16 protein-coding genes and 1 tRNA gene are annotated in these 17,383 nt (G+C 72.5%); 16 read left to right on the plus strand and 1 reads right to left on the minus strand.

The window, feature by feature from the left end:
- Positions 1-64 precede the first annotated feature (64 nt).
- Positions 65-3,241 (plus strand): Rne/Rng family ribonuclease, encoded by a 3,177-nt coding sequence (locus DEI97_RS05440; RefSeq protein ID WP_111076207.1) that lies wholly within the window; start codon positions 65-67, stop codon positions 3,239-3,241.
- Between the two features lie 151 nt (positions 3,242-3,392).
- Positions 3,393-3,872 (plus strand): hypothetical protein, encoded by a 480-nt coding sequence (locus DEI97_RS05445; protein WP_146248244.1) that lies wholly within the window; start codon positions 3,393-3,395, stop codon positions 3,870-3,872.
- Between the two features lie 102 nt (positions 3,873-3,974).
- Here DEI97_RS05445 and DEI97_RS05450 read toward each other — a convergent pair whose 3' ends face one another.
- On the minus strand, positions 3,975-4,262 hold the full coding sequence (locus DEI97_RS05450) for a DUF4031 domain-containing protein (RefSeq protein ID WP_111076209.1): 288 nt from the start codon (positions 4,260-4,262) through the stop codon (positions 3,975-3,977).
- Positions 4,263-4,438: 176 nt separating this feature from the next.
- Here DEI97_RS05450 and rplU point away from each other — a divergent pair, with 176 nt between their 5' ends.
- The 14 genes from rplU (at position 4,439) to DEI97_RS05520 (ending at position 17,378) form a co-directional block, all read left to right on the plus strand.
- On the plus strand, positions 4,439-4,747 hold the full coding sequence (rplU, locus tag DEI97_RS05455) for a 50S ribosomal protein L21 (protein ID WP_111052511.1): 309 nt from the start codon (positions 4,439-4,441) through the stop codon (positions 4,745-4,747).
- A 13-nt stretch (positions 4,748-4,760) separates the two neighbouring features.
- On the plus strand, positions 4,761-5,012 hold the full coding sequence (gene rpmA / locus DEI97_RS05460; RefSeq protein WP_110903977.1) for a 50S ribosomal protein L27: 252 nt from the start codon (positions 4,761-4,763) through the stop codon (positions 5,010-5,012).
- An 86-nt stretch (positions 5,013-5,098) separates the two neighbouring features.
- The gene (gene obgE, locus DEI97_RS05465) at positions 5,099-6,643 is read left to right on the plus strand and encodes a GTPase ObgE (RefSeq protein WP_111076210.1); all 1,545 of its coding nucleotides are present in this window, start codon (positions 5,099-5,101) and stop codon (positions 6,641-6,643) included.
- A gap of 4 nt (positions 6,644-6,647) precedes the next feature.
- A complete protein-coding gene (gene proB, locus DEI97_RS05470; protein ID WP_111076211.1) occupies positions 6,648-7,484 on the plus strand; it encodes a glutamate 5-kinase in 837 nt (278 codons plus the stop codon).
- 76 nt (positions 7,485-7,560) lie between these two features.
- Complete coding sequence (locus DEI97_RS05475) at positions 7,561-8,841, plus strand: glutamate-5-semialdehyde dehydrogenase (RefSeq protein ID WP_111076212.1); 1,281 nt, start codon at positions 7,561-7,563, stop codon at positions 8,839-8,841.
- Between the two features lie 41 nt (positions 8,842-8,882).
- Positions 8,883-9,083, plus strand: coding sequence for a hypothetical protein (locus tag DEI97_RS05480; RefSeq protein ID WP_110903974.1), 201 nt, complete (start codon positions 8,883-8,885; stop codon positions 9,081-9,083).
- An 11-nt stretch (positions 9,084-9,094) separates the two neighbouring features.
- Positions 9,095-9,694, plus strand: coding sequence for a nicotinate-nucleotide adenylyltransferase (gene nadD, locus DEI97_RS05485; protein WP_111076213.1), 600 nt, complete (start codon positions 9,095-9,097; stop codon positions 9,692-9,694).
- On the plus strand, positions 9,691-11,316 hold the full coding sequence (locus DEI97_RS05490) for a hypothetical protein (protein WP_111076214.1): 1,626 nt from the start codon (positions 9,691-9,693) through the stop codon (positions 11,314-11,316). The genes nadD and DEI97_RS05490 overlap by 4 nt, the downstream gene beginning before the upstream one ends.
- Before the next feature lie 127 nt (positions 11,317-11,443).
- Positions 11,444-11,836 carry a ribosome silencing factor gene (gene rsfS, locus DEI97_RS05495; protein WP_111076215.1) on the plus strand — a complete coding sequence of 131 codons (393 nt, stop codon included), beginning with the start codon at positions 11,444-11,446 and terminating at the stop codon, positions 11,834-11,836.
- Between the two features lie 130 nt (positions 11,837-11,966).
- A tRNA-Ala gene (locus tag DEI97_RS05500) sits at positions 11,967-12,042 on the plus strand.
- Between the two features lie 108 nt (positions 12,043-12,150).
- Positions 12,151-13,089, plus strand: coding sequence for an aldose 1-epimerase family protein (locus DEI97_RS05505; protein WP_111076216.1), 939 nt, complete (start codon positions 12,151-12,153; stop codon positions 13,087-13,089).
- Positions 13,068-14,687 (plus strand): anthranilate synthase component I family protein, encoded by a 1,620-nt coding sequence (locus DEI97_RS05510; RefSeq protein WP_111076217.1) that lies wholly within the window; start codon positions 13,068-13,070, stop codon positions 14,685-14,687. Before DEI97_RS05505 ends, DEI97_RS05510 begins: the two co-directional genes overlap by 22 nt.
- A 325-nt stretch (positions 14,688-15,012) precedes the next feature.
- Positions 15,013-15,654: a DnaE2-dependent mutagenesis accessory factor ImuA' gene (imuA', locus tag DEI97_RS05515; RefSeq protein ID WP_258376796.1), complete on the plus strand. Its 642-nt coding sequence runs from the start codon at positions 15,013-15,015 to the stop codon at positions 15,652-15,654.
- Positions 15,655-15,827: 173 nt separating this feature from the next.
- A complete protein-coding gene (locus tag DEI97_RS05520; RefSeq protein WP_258376798.1) occupies positions 15,828-17,378 on the plus strand; it encodes a DNA polymerase Y family protein in 1,551 nt (516 codons plus the stop codon).
- Positions 17,379-17,383: the final 5 nt, after the last annotated feature.

The raw sequence follows: 17,383 nt of genomic DNA on the forward strand, positions 1-17,383 counted from the left end.
ACCGATACGAGAGAGTTCCCGCCACCCTCGCGGGTGAGTGCGGGGTCGAGGAGTGCACCAGTCCATGGTGGAGCAGAACGAGAACCAGAACCAGAACACCGACGACGCGCCGAAGCGCCGAACCCGCCTGTTCGGCGGCCGTCGCGCCCGGTCCGGCGGCCTGGAGGCCCATGACCCGTCCGACACGTCGACCGACGCCGTCGAGACGGTCGCCTCGGACGAGGTCGACGAGGTCGATGAGGCGCCCGCAGCGGCAGCCGCGGTCGACGCCGCCGAGGCGCTCGACGCCTCCGACGGTGCCGACGTGTCGGACACCGCGGACGTCACCGACACGGCCGAGGCCGACGTCGAGGCGGCTTCGGTCGAGACAGCTGCGTCCGAGGCGGCCCCGGCCGTCGAGGTCGTCGTCCACACGACCTCGGGCGCGAGCACCGCGCCGGAGGACGTCAGCACCCTGACGGGCGACATCCCGGTCGTCAGCGACGCCGCCGAGCAGGACACCCAGGCTGAGGCGGCACCGACCGACGCCGTCGAGGGCTCCGACGCGGCCACGACGACGGACGGAACCGACGCGCCGGACGCGGAACGGGCCTCCCGTCCCGAGGACACGACCGCGCCGGCACCTGCCGAGCCGTTCGTCCCGAAGGCGACGAGCACGCTCAGCCTGATCTTCCACGCCCCGGTGCTGCCGGAGCTGCCGGCCCGTTCCGAGCGCGAGCACGACCGTGACCGCGGCGACCGGTACGACCGTTCCGACCGCCCCGAGCGTTCCGGACGCGGCTCCCGCTCCGGCCGGTACGACCGTTCGGACCGTTCGGACCGGTACGAGCGTGACGAGCGTGACGACCGCGACGACCGCGACGACCGACCGGCGCGCGACGACCGCGTCGAGCGTTCGGACCGTTCGGACCGCTGGGACGACGAGGACCGCGAGGAGCAGGGTGGCAGCCGCCGCCGGACCCGCCGCCGGGGGAGCAGCAGCGACCGCGAGCAGGCCGAACCGCGCCGCCGCGAGCCCGAGCTGATCACCGAGCCGCAGCGCATCAAGGGCTCCACGCGCCTCGAGGCGAAGAAGCAGCGCCGCCGTGACGGCCGTGACGCCGGACGCCGTCGCCAGGTCGTGACCGAGGACGAGTTCCTCGCACGCCGCGAGAGCGTCGACCGCCAGATGATCGTCCGGTCGAGCTCCTCGACCATCGAGATCGGCGTGCTCGAGGACAACGTCCTCGCCGAGCACTACGTCACCAAGTCGCAGAACGTGTCGCTGATCGGCAACGTCTACCTCGGCAAGGTGCAGAACGTCCTGCCGTCGATGGAGGCCGCCTTCGTCGACATCGGCCGCGGTCGCAACGCCGTCCTCTACGCCGGCGAGGTCGACTGGAACTCCGTCGACACCAGCCACGGCCGTCGCATCGAAGCCGCGCTCAAGCCGGGCGACAAGGTCCTCGTGCAGGTCACGAAGGACCCGGTCGGCCACAAGGGTGCGCGCCTGACCAGCCAGGTGTCCCTGCCGGGCCGCTACCTGGTCTACGTGCCGAACGGCTCGATGAACGGGATCTCCCGCAAGCTGCCGGACACCGAGCGTGCCCGTCTCAAGAAGATCCTCAAGGAGGTCCTCCCCGAGCACGCCGGCGTCATCGTGCGCACCGCGGCCGAGGGCGCCACCGAGGACCAGCTGACGCGCGACGTGCAGCGCCTCACCAGCCAGTGGGAGGCCATCGAGAAGAAGGTCCAGAGCGGCCAGGCCCCGGTCATGCTGCACTCGGAGCCCGACCTGCTCGTGAAGATCGTCCGTGACGTCTTCAACGAGGACTTCACCAAGCTCATCATCGACGGCGAGTCCGCCCGCCAGACGATCGACGAGTACCTGTCGGCCGTCGCGCCGGACCTCAAGGACCGCGTCGAGCTCTACCAGGGCCCCGACTCGTTCGAGGAGCACCGGATCAACGAGCAGATCGAGAAGGCGCTCGACCGCAAGGTCTGGCTGCCCTCCGGTGGTTCGCTCGTGATCGACCGCACCGAGGCCATGACGGTCGTCGACGTGAACACCGGCAAGTTCGTCGGCTCCGGGGGCAACCTCGAGGAGACGGTCACGAAGAACAACCTCGAGGCCGCCGAGGAGCTCGTCCGTCAGCTGCGTCTGCGCGACATCGGCGGCATCATCGTCGTCGACTTCATCGACATGGTGCTCGAGGAGAACCGGGACCTCGTGCTCCGTCGTCTCATGGAGTGCCTGAGCCGCGACCGGACCAAGCACCAGGTGGCCGAGGTCACCTCGCTCGGTCTCGTCCAGATGACCCGCAAGAAGATCGGTGTCGGTCTGCGCGAGTCGCTCGACGAGGTCAACGCCAAGGTCAACGACAACAACGCCGACCCGGGCCCGACCAAGGGCCGTCGCAAGCCCCGCGGCGGGAACGGCAACGGCAACGGGAACGGCACTGCCCCCGCGGCCGAGCCGAAGGCGTCGCAGGCGCACCAGATCACGGACGACGTGAAGCACGCGCTGTCCCGGATCGCCGCGTCGACGATCCCGCACGAGGAGTCCGACGTGCCGGTCACCGGCATCGCCGGTGCTGCGTCGCCGGTGTCGCCGGTCACGCCCACGTCGCCGGTCGCCCCCGCGGCCGAGGCGCCGAGCGAGTCGACCGGTGGCTCGAAGCGTCGACGTCGTCGTGGCAGCCGTGCCGGTGATGCCCAGCAGGCGAGCACGGATGCGCAGCAGGCGCCCGCCGATGCGCAGCAGGCCTCGGGCGACAGCCAGCAGGCGCCGCAGGCCCCGGACGCCCCGGAGACGCAGCACGCGCCGCTCGAGACGCCCGCTCCGGAGGTCGTGCTCCCCGCGACGACGACGGGTGTCCACACGCGGTCCACGCGATCCGAGTCCGCACCGGCGGAGTCCTCGTCGGCGCAGCGGTCCGCTGCCGCCGCCGAGCAGCCGGCTGCCGCACCCAAGGAGCGCCCCGCCGGTCGCCGTCGGGTCAGCTCGTCGGCCCCGGTCACGCCGGCCGACACGACGGTCGCCATCCTCGACATCCCGGTGGGGGTCGCCAAGCGCGAACCGCGTCGGGTGAGCGAGGAGGCTGCGGAGTCGCTCCTGGACTCGGTGCTGCAGGCACTGCCGGAGCCGAAGCAGCCCGGTCAGGGTCGTGCGCGGTCGCGTCGCGTCTCGTCGGGCAGCATCAGTGCCCCCGCGAACCCGACGGCCACCGAGGGCGACGGCACCGTCATCCTCGGGCAGTGATGTGACGGACGAGCAGCGTCCGACCGGTCGTGGCCCGGCTGCGGGTCACGACCGGTCCGGATCCGGCTGGGGTGCCGTGCCGCCGCGTGCGGTACCCCCGCCGGGGTCGTCCGGGCCCCGGTCGGCCCGTGTGCCCGTCGTGGCGCCCGGGGTGTCCACCCTGGCGACGACGGGTGCCGCCCTCACGGTGGTCAGCGTCGTCATGGTCGAGTTCCTGGCGGGACTGATCGGCCTGGTCGGCACGAGCACGATCGTCGGGCCGTTCCGGAGTCACGGCGGCACGAGCCTGGTCGAGGCGTTCGTGCAGAACGTCTTCGTCGCGCGCTTCCCGTTCTGGCTGGCGGCCTTCCTGGTGCTGGTGACCCTGGTGCCGGTGGTGCCCCGTGCGCCGCTGCCCGTCGTGCTCCTGCGCGCCGTCCTGGCAGGCGCTGCGGGCACGGTGGCGCTCGCCCTGGTCGGCATCACCACCGGGGCGTACGACGCCGTCCAGCAGCGGGGTCTGGGCGCCGGACTCGGTCGCTTGTTCGTGGAGGCCGTCACCACGCCGCTGCAGCTCGGGCTGCCGATGACCCTGATGCTCGTCGGCTCGGCGACGGCCGCGTGGCTGTGGCTCGGGCGACACCCGCGCTGACGGCTGCACTGCCGCACCGCGATGCCCGCGCTGCCGCGCCCGCGACACGCCGGTCCGGGGGTTCCGCGGAACCCGACTTCTCCGGCAGGTCGGAGTCGACGGTCAGCGCTCCGTGCGGGACGGCTTCCGCTTGTCGCGCTGGGGCACCCGCAGTCCGCTGGCGATCAGGCGCAGCACCAGTTCCCGCCCGGTCACGGCCGAGGCGCCGGAGGCCACCAGTTCGGCGTAGCGGTCCTGCGGCACGTCGTAGTGGTCGTGGTCGAACGCACGCCGCGGGACACCCGCCCGGTCGGCGAAGGCGTGCAGCTCGTCGTAGGATGAGTCACTGACCAGGTGTGACCAGAGCGTGTCGTGCGCGGGCCAGGCCGGGGGATCGATCAGCACGGTCATCCCTCGATCGTACGCGTGTCGGCGTTTGACCCGCCTGGTCGGATCGAGTATTCTCGATCCCTGGTGTCAGCGGGCCGTTCTGCCTGCGTCGCCGATCGTCCCGGGGTCACTCAGGACGCTCGCGCAGAAGTGGGCACCCGAGACTTCCCTCAAGCAGAGTTACGTAAGGATTCCACGTGGTTTACGCAGTAGTGCGCGCCGGCGGCCGTCAGGAGAAGGTCGAGGTCGGCTCGATCATCACCATCGACCGCATCAAGGCCGACGACAATGGCAACATCGACCTCGCGCCGGTGCTCCTCGTGGACGGGGACAAGATCACCTCCGCCGCGGCCGAGCTCGCGAACGTGACGGTCACCGCCGAGGTCCTGGCCGACCTCCGCGGCCCGAAGGTCGTCATCCAGAAGTTCAAGAACAAGACCGGTTACAAGAAGCGCCAGGGCTTCCGCGCGGACCTCACGCGCGTCAAGGTCACCAAGATCGCATAGGCGGGAGACAGACATGGCACACAAGAAGGGTGCGAGTTCCACTCGCAACGGTCGCGACTCGAACGCTCAGCGCCTCGGCGTGAAGCGCTTCGGTGGCGAGGTCGTCAACGCCGGTGAGATCATCATCCGCCAGCGCGGCACGCACTTCCACCCGGGCGCCAACGTCGGCCGCGGTGGCGACGACACGCTGTTCGCCCTCTCGGCCGGTGCGGTCGAGTTCGGCACCAAGGGTGGCCGCAAGGTCATCAACATCGTCAACGCGTAGTCGCTGACGACGAGCTTCACCGGGAGGGGCAGGCCGTGTGCCTGCTCCTCCCTTGCTTTTCCCCGCAACAACAACAGGAGTGACCCATGGCGACGTTCGTCGACCGCGTGACGCTGCACCTCTCAGCAGGCAACGGCGGCAACGGCTGTGTGTCCGTCCGTCGCGAGAAGTTCAAGCCCCTTGCGGGCCCCGACGGCGGCAACGGCGGTGACGGCGGTGACATCGTCCTCGTCTCCGACCCGCAGGTCACCACGCTGCTCGGCTACCACCGCTCGCCGCACCGCTCCAGCCGCAACGGCCAGCCCGGCATGGGCGACCACCGCAGCGGGGTCAGTGGCGACACGCTCGAGCTGCCCGTCCCCGTCGGCACGGTCGTGTACGACGAGAACGGCGACGTGCTCGCGGACCTCACCGAGCCCGGCATCCGCGTCGTCGTCGGCCCCGGCGGCCAGGGCGGTCTCGGCAACGCCGCGCTCGCGACCACGAAGCGCAAGGCCCCCGGCTTCGCACTGCTCGGCACCCACGGCTGGAGCGGTGACGTCAGCCTCGAGCTGAAGACCATCGCCGACATCGCCCTGGTCGGGTACCCGAGTGCCGGCAAGTCCTCGCTGATCGCCGCGATCTCGGCCGCCAAGCCGAAGATCGCCGACTACCCGTTCACCACGCTGACCCCGAACCTCGGCGTCGTCGAGTCGGGCAGCACGCGCTTCACCGTCGCCGACGTCCCGGGTCTGATCGAGGGCGCGTCCGAGGGCAAGGGCCTCGGCCTCGAGTTCCTGCGTCACGTCGAGCGCTGCGAAGCCCTGCTGCACGTGATCGACTGCGCCACGCTCGACAACGGCCGTGACCCGATCAGCGACCTCGACGTGATCCTCCACGAGCTCGAGCAGTACCCGGTCCCCGAGGGTCAGGTCCCGCTGCTCGAGCGCCCGCAGCTCATCGCGCTCAACAAGATCGACGTGCCGGACGCCGCCGAGCTCGCCGCCTTCGTCACGGCGGAGTTCGAGTCCCGCGGCTACCGCGTGTTCCCGATCTCCACCGCGTCGCACAAGGGTCTGCGCGAGCTCACCTTCGCCCTGGCCGACGTCGTCGAGAAGGCCCGCACCGAGCGCGCCGCCGAGCCCGCGGTCGAGCGCATCGTGCTCCGTCCGAAGGCCGTCGACGAGAAGCCCTTCACGGTGCGTGCCGAGGGCGGCGAGGAGCACCGCTTCTACCGCGTCCGCGGCGGCAAGCCCGAGCGCTGGGTGCAGCAGACCGACTTCACCAACGAAGAGGCGATCGGCTACCTGGCCGACCGGCTCGCCAAGCTCGGGGTCGAGGACGGTCTGTTCAAGGCCGGAGCCGTCGCCGGGTCCACCGTGGTCATCGGTGGCGAGGGCGGCATGATCTTCGACTGGGAGCCGACCCTGACCTCCACCGCGGAACTCATCACGAGCGCCCGCGGGACGGACTCCCGACTCGACCTCAACGCCCGCCCCACGCGCAACGAGCGTCGTTCGGACTACTTCGAGCGGATGGACGCCAAGGCCGCAGCCCGTGCCGAGCTCGAGCAGGAGCGCATCGCCGGCCTGTGGGCAGACGACGACACCGCGGCCCAGTCGGTCGAGCAGACGACGTCCGAGCGCGACTGAGCACATGGCCGGACCGAACACCGGGGCGAGCTCGGACACCGTGCCCGGACCGAGCACCGTCGCGGAGCGTGCGGACATCCCGCGCGCCCGCCGGATCGTCGTGAAGGTCGGTTCGTCCTCGGTCAGCGGTGACAACGCCTCGCAGATCGGTCCGCTCGTCGACGCCCTGGTCGGCGCCTACCGCCGGGGCACCGAGGTCGTCCTGGTCTCCTCCGGCGCCATCGCCACCGGGTTCCCGTTCCTGGGGCTCGAGGGGCGTCCGGAGGACCTCGCCACGCAGCAGGCCGCAGCAGCGACCGGGCAGGCGGTGCTGGTCTTCCGGTACCAGAAGGAACTCGACCGGCACGGGGTGACCGCGGCGCAGGTCCTGCTCACCGCGGGTGACCTGCAGAACCCCACGCACCGGGTGAACGCCCGACGGGCGATGAACCGGCTGCTCGAACTGCGGGTGCTGCCGATCGTGAACGAGAACGACACCGTGGCCACCCACGAGATCCGGTTCGGCGACAACGACCGGCTCGCGGCGCTCGTCGCCCGACAGGTCGAGGCAGACGCCCTGGTGCTGCTCTCCGACGTCGAGGCCCTGTACACGAAGCCGCCGGAGCAGCCCGGCGCCACCCGCATCGACGAGGTCCCCTTCGGCGACGAGCTCGCCGGGGTCACCTTCGGGTCGATCGGGGCAGCCGGGGTGGGCACCGGGGGAGCCGGTACCAAGGTCGCCGCGGCCCGCCTGGCGGCCGAGGCCGGCACGTCCGTCCTCGTCACGGCCACCGCGCTCGTCGAGCGCGCGCTCGGTGGCGAGCACGTCGGCACCTGGTTCCGGGCCGCACCACGCACCTGACGGTGGCCGCAGGGCGGACGGGAGGCACGCCTCCAGTCCGACTCGTCACCGCGGACTGCTGACCTAGGATCGGGTCATGTCGCTCACCGCTCCCGCGCAGGCCCACGCGGCCACGCCCCTCGTCGACACGCTGACGGCCGCCCGGGCCGCCTCGACGGTGCTGGCGACCACGCCGACGGCCGGCAAGGACGCCGCCCTGCGGGCGATCGCACTCGAACTGCGTGCCGGCACGGCGGAGATCGTCACCGCGAACCACGAGGACCTGGTCGCGGGGGAGGACAGCGGGCTCAGCTCGGGTCTGATCGACCGGTTGCGGCTCGACGTCGACCGGGTGGACGCACTGGCGGACGCGGTCGAGCACGTGGTGGGGCTGACCGACCCGGTGGGGGAGCACGTCCGTGGCTCGGTGCTGCCGAACGGACTGCAGCTCGCGCAGGTCCGCGTGCCCTTCGGCGTCGTCGGGGCCATCTACGAGGCGCGCCCGAACGTCACGGTCGACATCGCGGCCCTGGCGCTGAAGTCCGGCAACGCGGTGGTCCTCCGAGGCGGGTCGGCAGCGCAGCGCACGAACGCGGTGCTCGTCCGTCGGATCCAGGACGCGATCGCCTCGGTGGGGCTCCCGCGGGAGCTCGTGCAGACGATCGACCCGCTCGGACGCGCCGGGGCGACCGAACTCATGCGTGCCCGCGGACTGGTCGACGTGCTCATCCCGCGGGGCAGTGCCTCGCTCATCCAGACCGTCGTCACCGAGTCGCAGGTCCCCGTCATCGAGACCGGTGCCGGCGTCGTGCACGTCTTCCTCGACCAGTCCGCACCCCTCGAGCGGTCCGTCGACATCGTCCTCAACAGCAAGGTGCAGCGACCGAGCGTGTGCAACGCCCTCGAGACGCTGCTGGTGCACGAGCGGGCGGCCGAGCGCCTCCTGCCGGTGCTGGCCGACCGTCTCCGCGCCGCCGGGGTGACCCTGCGGGGCGACGACGCCACCCGGACGATCGTGCCCGGGGTGCTGCGGGCCACCGAGGCCGACTGGGCGACCGAGTCGATGGACCTCGACCTGTCGATCCGCGTCGTCCCCGACGTCGACGCGGCGATGGCGCACATCGCGCAGTGGTCGACGCACCACACCGAGTCGATCGTCACGAACGACGTCGACACGGCCGAGCACTTCCTGGCCGGGGTGGACTCCGCCGTGGTGATGGTGAACGCTTCGACGCGGTTCACCGACGGCGGGGAGTTCGGGTTCGGCGCCGAGGTCGGCATCTCCACGCAGAAGCTGCACGCCCGGGGCCCGATGGGGCTGCCCGAACTCACGAGCACCAAGTGGCTCGTGCGCGGGCAGGGACACATCCGCGGCTAGGATGGTCCGGAGTCTTCCTCGATCGATCGGAGCACTGCCAGATGTCACTCCTCGCTGAGGCCGCAGAACACGCGGCCGGCGTCCCCGCGATCGTCTTCCCGATCGTCGCGGCCTGCGTCTTCACCCTCCTCGGCTTCGTCACGTGGAGCTTCCGCGACGTCGCCTACCGCCACTCGCACAAGTTCCAGGCCACCCGGCAGCACGAGACCGGTGTGGACGAGTTCGGCCACTCGAAGATCTGATCCGCCACCCGATGCTCGAGAGCACGGGTCGGCCGCGCATCGGGGTGATGGGCGGGACGTTCGACCCGATCCACCACGGTCACCTCGTGGCAGCGTCCGAGGTCGCCAAGCACTTCGACCTCGACGAGGTCGTCTTCGTCCCGACCGGCCAGCCGTACATGAAGTCCGGCGTCACGGATGCCGAACACCGGTACCTGATGACCGTGATCGCGACCGCGGCGAACCCGATGTTCACGGTCAGCCGCGTCGACATCGACCGGCCCGGACCGACCTACACGGTGGACACCCTGCAGGACCTCCACGAGCAGCGGCCCGACGCCCAGCTCGTCTTCATCTCCGGGGCGGACGCCGTCCAGCAGATCGTCGACTGGAAGGACCACGACGGCCTCTGGGACCTCGCGCACTTCGTCGCCGTGACCCGGCCCGGCCACCAGCTGAGCATCACCGGACTCCCAGAACGGGACGTTAGTGTGCTCGAGGTCCCCGCGCTGGCGATCTCCTCGACCGACTGCCGCGACCGGGTACGGAGCGGGTCCCCCGTCTGGTACCTCGTGCCCGACGGTGTCGTCCAGTACATCTCGAAGCACCATCTGTATCGGAGCGTTGCATGAGTCCGTCCGACGCGCAGCCGCCGCTGTCGCGGCGTCAGATGCGTGAGCGCGAGCGCGCCGCCTCTGGCGGTGCCCAGCCCGTGACGCCGCCGCCGACCGTCGCCGCCGCCTCCACCACGCCGGAGGCCCGTCGTCGCCCCGGCTCCCACGTCGCCCCCGGGGCGGCCTCGGCCGCTCAGGCGGCACCGCGATCCGCAGGTGCCGCGACCGGTGTGTCCGACGTTCCCCCGGCCTCCGCGACCGAGATCGTCCCCGGCACGGGCGGGATGTCCCGTCGGCAGCTGCGGCTGCTGCGTGAAGCACAGCAGCAGGGTGGCCGTCCGGTCCCGCTGCAGAACCCGACCCCGCAGTCGTCCGACCGCACCGTGCAGGACGTCCTCGGCACACTGACGGACCCGTCCGCCGGGCCCGCTCCCGACGCGCAGGTGCCGCCGCTGTCGACCCCGGTCGAAGCCGCAGCCGCCGGCATCGGTGCGCAGTCGTCCCTCGTGCCGCTGACGGTCGACGGGCCGACGGACGACCTGGTCCACGAGGGCCGCGCCGACGAGGACCGGGCCGACGAGGACCGGGCCGACACCGACATCGATGCCGACTCGCGCGTCGACTCCGACTCGCTCGCCGGATCTGACGAGACTGCTGTCGACGCCGAGCCGTCCGTCGCTGCGACTGATGCTGCACCGGCGGACGTCGACTCCGATGACGACGCGGCCCCGGCGATCGAGGACGACGAGCCCTCGCACTGGCAGGACCCGAACCCCGAGATCTCGCACCTCGAGCCCGCAGCCGTCGAGCAGGCCACCGAGGCCGACGGCTCCCCGGACGCCATCGAGCCCCTCGAGGAAGCCGCTGCGCACGGCGAAGAGCCGCGTCAGCACCGCACGACCTGGGCCCCGCACGACGCCGACCCCGACGCGATCATGGCCGCGACCGACGACGTCGCCGCGCCCGCCACCGACCTGCCCGCAGCGGCCCCCGGTGTGTTCCCGCTCGACCTCGACGACGACGACACGAACGAGGTGCCGGTCGTGGTGCCCGCGGACGCCCCCGTCTCGCGACCGTCGTCCGCTGCGCAGCCCGGGTTGACCCCGCGCCCGACGTCCGCCGACGCCCCGCGCGAGCCGAAGCCCGTGACGACGGCCTTCCAGCCGCCGGCCGGCCACTGGTCGACCTTCGCGCACGACTCCAACGACGCCGAGGTGCACGACGAGGAGACCGGCACCCGCCGCGTCGCCGAGTCGCACACGAACGCACTGATCCTGCCGAACTCGGCGCTGGCCGACCCCACCGGTGCGTTGAACGCCACCGGCGAGGTCATCCTCACCGGGTCGATCGACCTGCCCTCCTCGCTGTCCTCGACCGGGTCGCACCGGCCGATCGACGGTGCCGAGGTCGACCGCCTCCTCGAGCAGCACGACGAGCAGCCCGACACGGACGCCAGCCCGGTCCGCGCGAGCCGTGCCGTGTCGAGCCACACGTCGACGCGCCAGGTCGTGCTCGCAGCCGCCAAGCCGAAGGACTCGAAGACGCCGGTCGTGCTGGCCGTCGCCGCGAGTGCCGTCGGTGTGGTCGCGGCCGGTGTCATCGTCGTCGCCCTCGTCGCGACGAACTTCTTCGGCTCCTGAGCGAGCCCGGAACACCCACGACCAGCTCGGACCGTCTGGCCCCCACACCAGCCACGGTCTGGCCTATGATCGTGACCCATCATGAACATCCAGGCGACCGCGTCGGGATGACCACCGGAAGGAATCCGTGACCGCCTCCGCTCGCGCACTCGAACTGACGCAGATCGCCGCTCAAGCGGCGGACTCCAAGCAGGCCGAGGACCTCGTCGCCCTCGACGTCACCCGACCGCTCCAGCTCACCGACGTCTTCCTGCTCGCCACCGGCCGGAACGAGCGCAACGTGCTCGCCATCGCCGACGAGATCGAAGACCGTCTGCTCCAGGCGGGCGCCAAGCCGCTGCGTCGTGAAGGCCGGAGCGAGGGCCGCTGGGCGCTCATCGACTTCGGGGACATCGTCGTGCACGTCTTCCACGAGGAAGAGCGTCAGTACTACTCCCTCGAGCGTCTCTGGTCGGACTGCCCGGTCATCCCGCTCGAGCTGCCTTCCGACCAGGCGCAGGCTGCCGAACAGTCGGCCTGACACCGGCCGCCAGCGCGACGCGCCCGGGTGGCGGTGACGATTTCGTCACCCGGTGTTCGCGTGGTGTACGCTGTACTGGTGCCTCCGGGGAACCGGAGGAACGCGAACTGGCCTTCTGGTCAGTCGTTCTGGGTCTGTGGCGCAGCTGGTAGCGCACCTGCATGGCATGCAGGGGGTCAGGGGTTCGAGTCCCCTCAGATCCACCAGAACCGGGAAGCCCCGGCACTCATCGAGTGCCGGGGCTTCCGTCGTTCCGGAGCCGGAGCCGGTGCTCGACTCGGGGCTCGACACCGCGGTGCCGATACGCTGAGCGCATGAGCAGCGCTGCACCCCGGTCCGGAACCCAGACGTCCATCGCCGCCGGCGGGTACACCGCCGACATCGCGAGCGTCGGAGCCACCCTGCGGGCACTGCGGCACGACGGCCGAGACCTCGTCACCACGTTCGACGCCGACGAGGTCCGCCCGGTCTTCCGCGGGGCCGTCCTCGCACCGTGGCCGAACCGCGTCGTCGACGGCCGGTACACCTTCGACGGGGTCGAGCAGGAGCTGGCGCTGACCGAGCCGAAGCGGTCGCACGCCCTGCACGGGCTCGTGGCCTGGACCGACTTCGCCGTGCTCGAACAGGACGCCGACCGGGTCGTCCTCGCGACCACCGTGCAGCCGCAGGAGGGCTACCCCGCCCGTGTCGAAGTCCGGGTCGAGTACCGCCTGGACGCCGACGGCCTGCACACCACCATCACCGGCACCAACACCGGGGACGACCGTGCTCCGTGGGGGACCGGCCCGCACCCGTACCTGGTCGCCGGCGCCGGCACGGTCGACGACTGGACGCTGACGCTCCCTGCAGCCGAGGTGCTCGAGGTCACCGAGGACCGGCTCATCCCGACCGAGCTGGTGCCCGTGCACGACGAGTTCGACCTCCGCCAGCCGACGGCCATCGGCAGTCGCTTCATCGACCACGCCTTCACCGGCTTCGACCGCGACGCCGACGGCATCGCCGCCATCACCGTGGCCGCGGCCGACGGGCACGGCGTCCGGGTCGCCTTCGGCACCGACTGCGGGTGGGCCCAGGTGCACACCGCCGACCACGTCGTCCCCGAGTACCACCGCTCCGGACTGGCCGTCGAGCCGATGACGTGTGCCCCGAACGCCTTCAACGCCGACGCCTTCGCCGGTGACGTCGACGCCGGCCTCGTCGTGCTCGAGCCCGGCGCCGCACACGCCGCCACATGGACGATCTCGGCAGTCTGAGCGCCACGCCGGACCGTCCCGTGGGCTCGCCGCGGATCGTCGTCCAGCGCCTCGCCGACGTCCCCGACCTCGGGGAGCTGGCCGCGGGCAGCGCCGGGGACCTCGTCTGGCTCGACTCGGCGCTGCCGGCCGGCGCACCCCCGGCAGCGTCACGCCGTGCGGCCTGGTCGGTCCTGGCGGTGTCGGACGGCCCCTTCGCCGCACGACTCCGGCACCAGGACCGGATCGCCCACGTCACGGTGTCCGAATCGGCCGTCCGGTGGTTCGGACCGAGCCGGACCGAGGACCGCCCGGCCTTCGCCGTCCTCGACGAGCTGCTGCACGCCATGCCGACGCTCGACGAGCCCGTGCCGGGGTGCGCGTTCGCCCTCGGCTGGGTGGGGTTCCTCGGCTACGAACTCGGCCGCGAGGTCGACGGACCCGACCGGACCGCGGACGGACACGCCGACGCCGACCTCCGGTTCGTCGACCGGGCGGTCCTCGTCCACGCGGACGGTCCCGCCTGGGCGGTCGCGATGGTGGACGACGACGCGCCGACGGCTTCGCGAGCGAACCGCGCGTGGCTCGCGGAGGTGCTCGTGTCGACGACGCGGGACGACGTGCCGGTGGTGCCCCCGGGCCTCCCGGCCGGCGGCGCGACCGACGACGTGGTCGTGGTCGGGCGTGTCCCAGCGGCCAGCGCTGTCCCGGTGGCCGACGGCCGCGTCCGGGAGGCCCGTGGGCGCGTCCGCCGCGCCGCTTACGAACTCGCCGTGGACGCGTGCCGACACGAGATCCGCGAGGGCAACGCGTTCCAGGTGTGCCTCACGACCGCCTTCGCGGTGCCCGACCCCGAGTCGGCTGGGCCGTCTGCGCCGCCGAGCCGCGACGACGACCGGTACCTGGCTGAGTACCGACGCGTGCGCGCGGGGGACCCGGTGCCGTTCGGCGCGTACCTGCGCTGGGGGGACCTGCGGATCGCCAGCCGCTCGCCGGAACGGTTCCTGCGGATCGACGCGGACGGCGGCGTGCTCGCCGAACCGATCAAGGGCACCCGTCCCCGCCACCCGGACCCGGCGACGGACGCGGCGACACGCGCGGAGCTCGCCGGCAGCGCGAAGGACCGCGCCGAGAACGTGATGATCGTCGACCTGCTGCGCAACGACCTGCTGCGGACGGCGCGCCCGGGCACGGTGCACGTGGGGCGGCTCTGCGAGGTCGAGTCGTACGCCAGCGTGCACCAGCTGGTGTCGACGGTCGCCGGGGTGCTGCCGGCGGGGGCCCGACGCGCCCTGGTGGTGCGGGCCGCGTTCCCGCCGGGGTCGATGACCGGCGCACCGAAGCGCAGCGCGACGGCGATCGCGGACCGCCTGGAGGGCGCGCCACGCGGGGTCTACTCGGGGGTGATCGGGTACTTCTCGGCGAGTGGGGCGGTCGATCTGTCGGTGGGGATCCGGACACTGGTGACGGTCCTCCGGCCCGACGGCAGCGTGCGGAGTCGGTCGCTCGGCGCCGGTGGTGCGGTGACGTGGTCCTCCACCGCGGCGGACGAGGCAGACGAGGTCGAGGCGAAGACCCGGTCGGTGCTCGGCGGGGTCGGGGCCGCGGCGCACTGGTAATCAGACCCTCCTGACCAGTCGAACGGGTGTTCGACCGGTTGTCCACCGGATGTCGGTGCCGGTTGACATGATCGAACACATGTTCGAATATGAGGGCATGCAGACGGCGGCGGCACTCCGGTCGCCCGATGAGCGAGGCGACCGCGGACGCGGGGACCTGGAGCACATCGGGCGGAACGGTGCTGCTCGGGACGGTGTTGGTGTGCGTGCTGGTGCTGGTGCTGGTGCTGGTGCTGGTGCTGCGGGTGTGCGTGCTTCCGACCACGTCAGTGCAGCTCGGGCGGCGCTCGACCGGATCACCTCGCTGCGGTCCCGGGTCGCCGACATGGAAGCGACCCGTGTGGACACCGAGGGACTGCCCACGGCGGACGCCCTCGCGCCGCTGTTGCCGGGCGGTGCCATCCGTGCCGGGGGCACGTACTCCGTGCCGGAGTCGGTGCTGCTCGCCCAGACCATGCTGCAGGCGGCCTCCGCGGCCGGAGCCTGGTGCGCCGTGGTCGGGGTGCCGTCCTTCGGTGTCGAAGCCGCAGCGGCGGCCGGCATCGACCTGGACCGACTCGTCCTGGTGCCGGACCCGGGCGACCAGTGGCTGGCGGTCACCGCGGCCCTCGCCGACGTCGCCCAGATCGTCCTCACCCGGCCGCTCGGCCGGGTGGTGCCCGGTGACGTCGCCCGGCTCTCCGCTCGACTGCGACAGCGCGGGGCCGCCCTCGTCGCGCTCGGGTCCTGGCCCGGTGCGGACGTCACGCTGCGCGTCACCGAGTCGCACTGGAGCGGCATCGGCCAGGGGCACGGCTACCTCACCGAACGGCGGGTGACCGTCACGGCATCCGGTCGTGCCGGAGCCGTCCGGCCGACGAGCACGGAGCTGCTGCTGCCCGCGGCGGACGGTTCGGTCCGCGCGGCGGTCCCGGTGGCGGCCTCGGCCGGTGCACGGGTCCTGCGTCCCGTGGCGGTGGCCTCGTGAGCCCCCGCGGACGCCGGGCGTTGGCCGCCGGACCGCGTGGCGGTGCCGTGCTGCCGGGTGCCGGAGGGTCCCGAGCCGGGCTGCCCGGGGTGGGGCTGCCCGGCTCGGAGGCCGTCCGGGCCGATGCGCTCAGCCGCGGTGCCGGTCTCCCCGAACCCCCGCCGACCCGGACGATCGTGCTCTGGTGCCCGGACTGGCCCGTCATCGCGGCTGCCCGGGCCGCCGGTGCACCGCCGGAGCGGCCGTTCGCCCTGATCGCGAAGGGCCTGGTCTTCGCGAGCTCCGCCTCGGCACGCCAGGTCGGGGTGGTGCGTGGTCTGCGGGTCCGCGAAGCGCAGGCGCGCTGCACCGACCTCGTCACGCAGCCCTACGACGACGCCCTCGACCACCGGGCCTTCGAACCGGTCATCCGCGCGATCGAGGCCGCAGCACCCGGGGTCGAGGTCCTGCGCCCCGGGACGATCGCGCTCCGTGCCCGCGGACCGGCGCGCTACCACGGTGGTGAGCGGGCAGCGGCGACCATCCTGGCCGGCATCGCCGCCGACCACGGGGCCCCCGGTGTGCGAGCCGGTGTGGCGGACACCCCGTTCGCGGCGGAGCAGGCAGCCCGGGCACGGCCGACCCGCCCGGGGGAGCGCGTCCGGATGGTGCCGGTCGGCGGATCGGGCTCGTTCCTCGCCCCGCTGCCGCTCGGTGTGCTCGGCGACCCCGACCTGGCGATGGTGCTCGGGCGCCTCGGCCTGACCACGCTCGGCGACTTCGCCGCGCTCACCGACGAACAGGTGCGCGACCGCTTCGGCGTGCCCGGGGCGTTCCTGCACCGGCTCGCCGGCGGCCGTGATCCGCGTGAGGTCTCCGCGCGGGACGTCCCGCCCGACCTCGAGGTCCAGGCGTCCTTCGAGCCGCCCCTCGACCGTGCCGACCAGATCGCGTTCGCCTTCCGCCGTTCCGCCGACGAGTTCGCGGCGAAGCTCCGGGCGGCGGGGCTCGTGGCGACGACCATCCGCGTGGGCATCGTCGACGAGCGGGACGTCCTGCTCGAACGGGTCTGGGCACACCCGCGGTGGTTCGACGCCGCCGACGTGGTGGACCGGGTGCGCTGGCAGCTCGCGGGCGGGGTCGACCCCACCGGGCTCGAGGCGCCGGTGACCACGGTCGTGCTCGAACCGGTCGCGGTGGACGACCTGGCGAACCACGAGCGCGGGCTCTGGGGCTCCGGACCGGACGAACGGGTCCACCACGGGTTGGCCCGCGTGCAGGGCATGGTCGGACACGACGGGGTCGTCACGCCCCGCATCGGCGGTGGTCGCACCCTGGCCGAACGCATCGTGCTCGTGCCGTGGGGCGACGCCCCGGCCGGTGGCGAGCGCGCGCTGGCCGTGGTGCGGGACCGCCCGTGGCCCGGCAAGCTGCCGGGTCCGCCACCGGCGACGGTCCTCGAACGACCCCGCCCGGTGGACGTCGTGGCGGCGGACGGCGGGTCCGTGGACGTCGACGACCGCGGCACCCTGACCGGCGAACCCGAACGGTTCCGCTCCGACGGTGACCGCGGGGGGCGGTTCTCCGCCGTCACGGCCTGGGCCGGTCCCTGGCCGCTCGTCGTGCGCTGGTGGGAGTCAGGCGGACGACGACTGCACCGGCTGCAGCTCGTGGACGACGACGGGCGGGCCTGGTACCTGGTCCTCGCCGACCACCGCTGGTGGGCAGAGGCGATCGCGACGTGAAGGAC

Origin of the sequence: Curtobacterium sp. MCLR17_032 (assembly GCF_003234795.2) — a bacterium.
Classification (GTDB): Bacteria; Actinomycetota; Actinomycetes; order Actinomycetales; family Microbacteriaceae; genus Curtobacterium.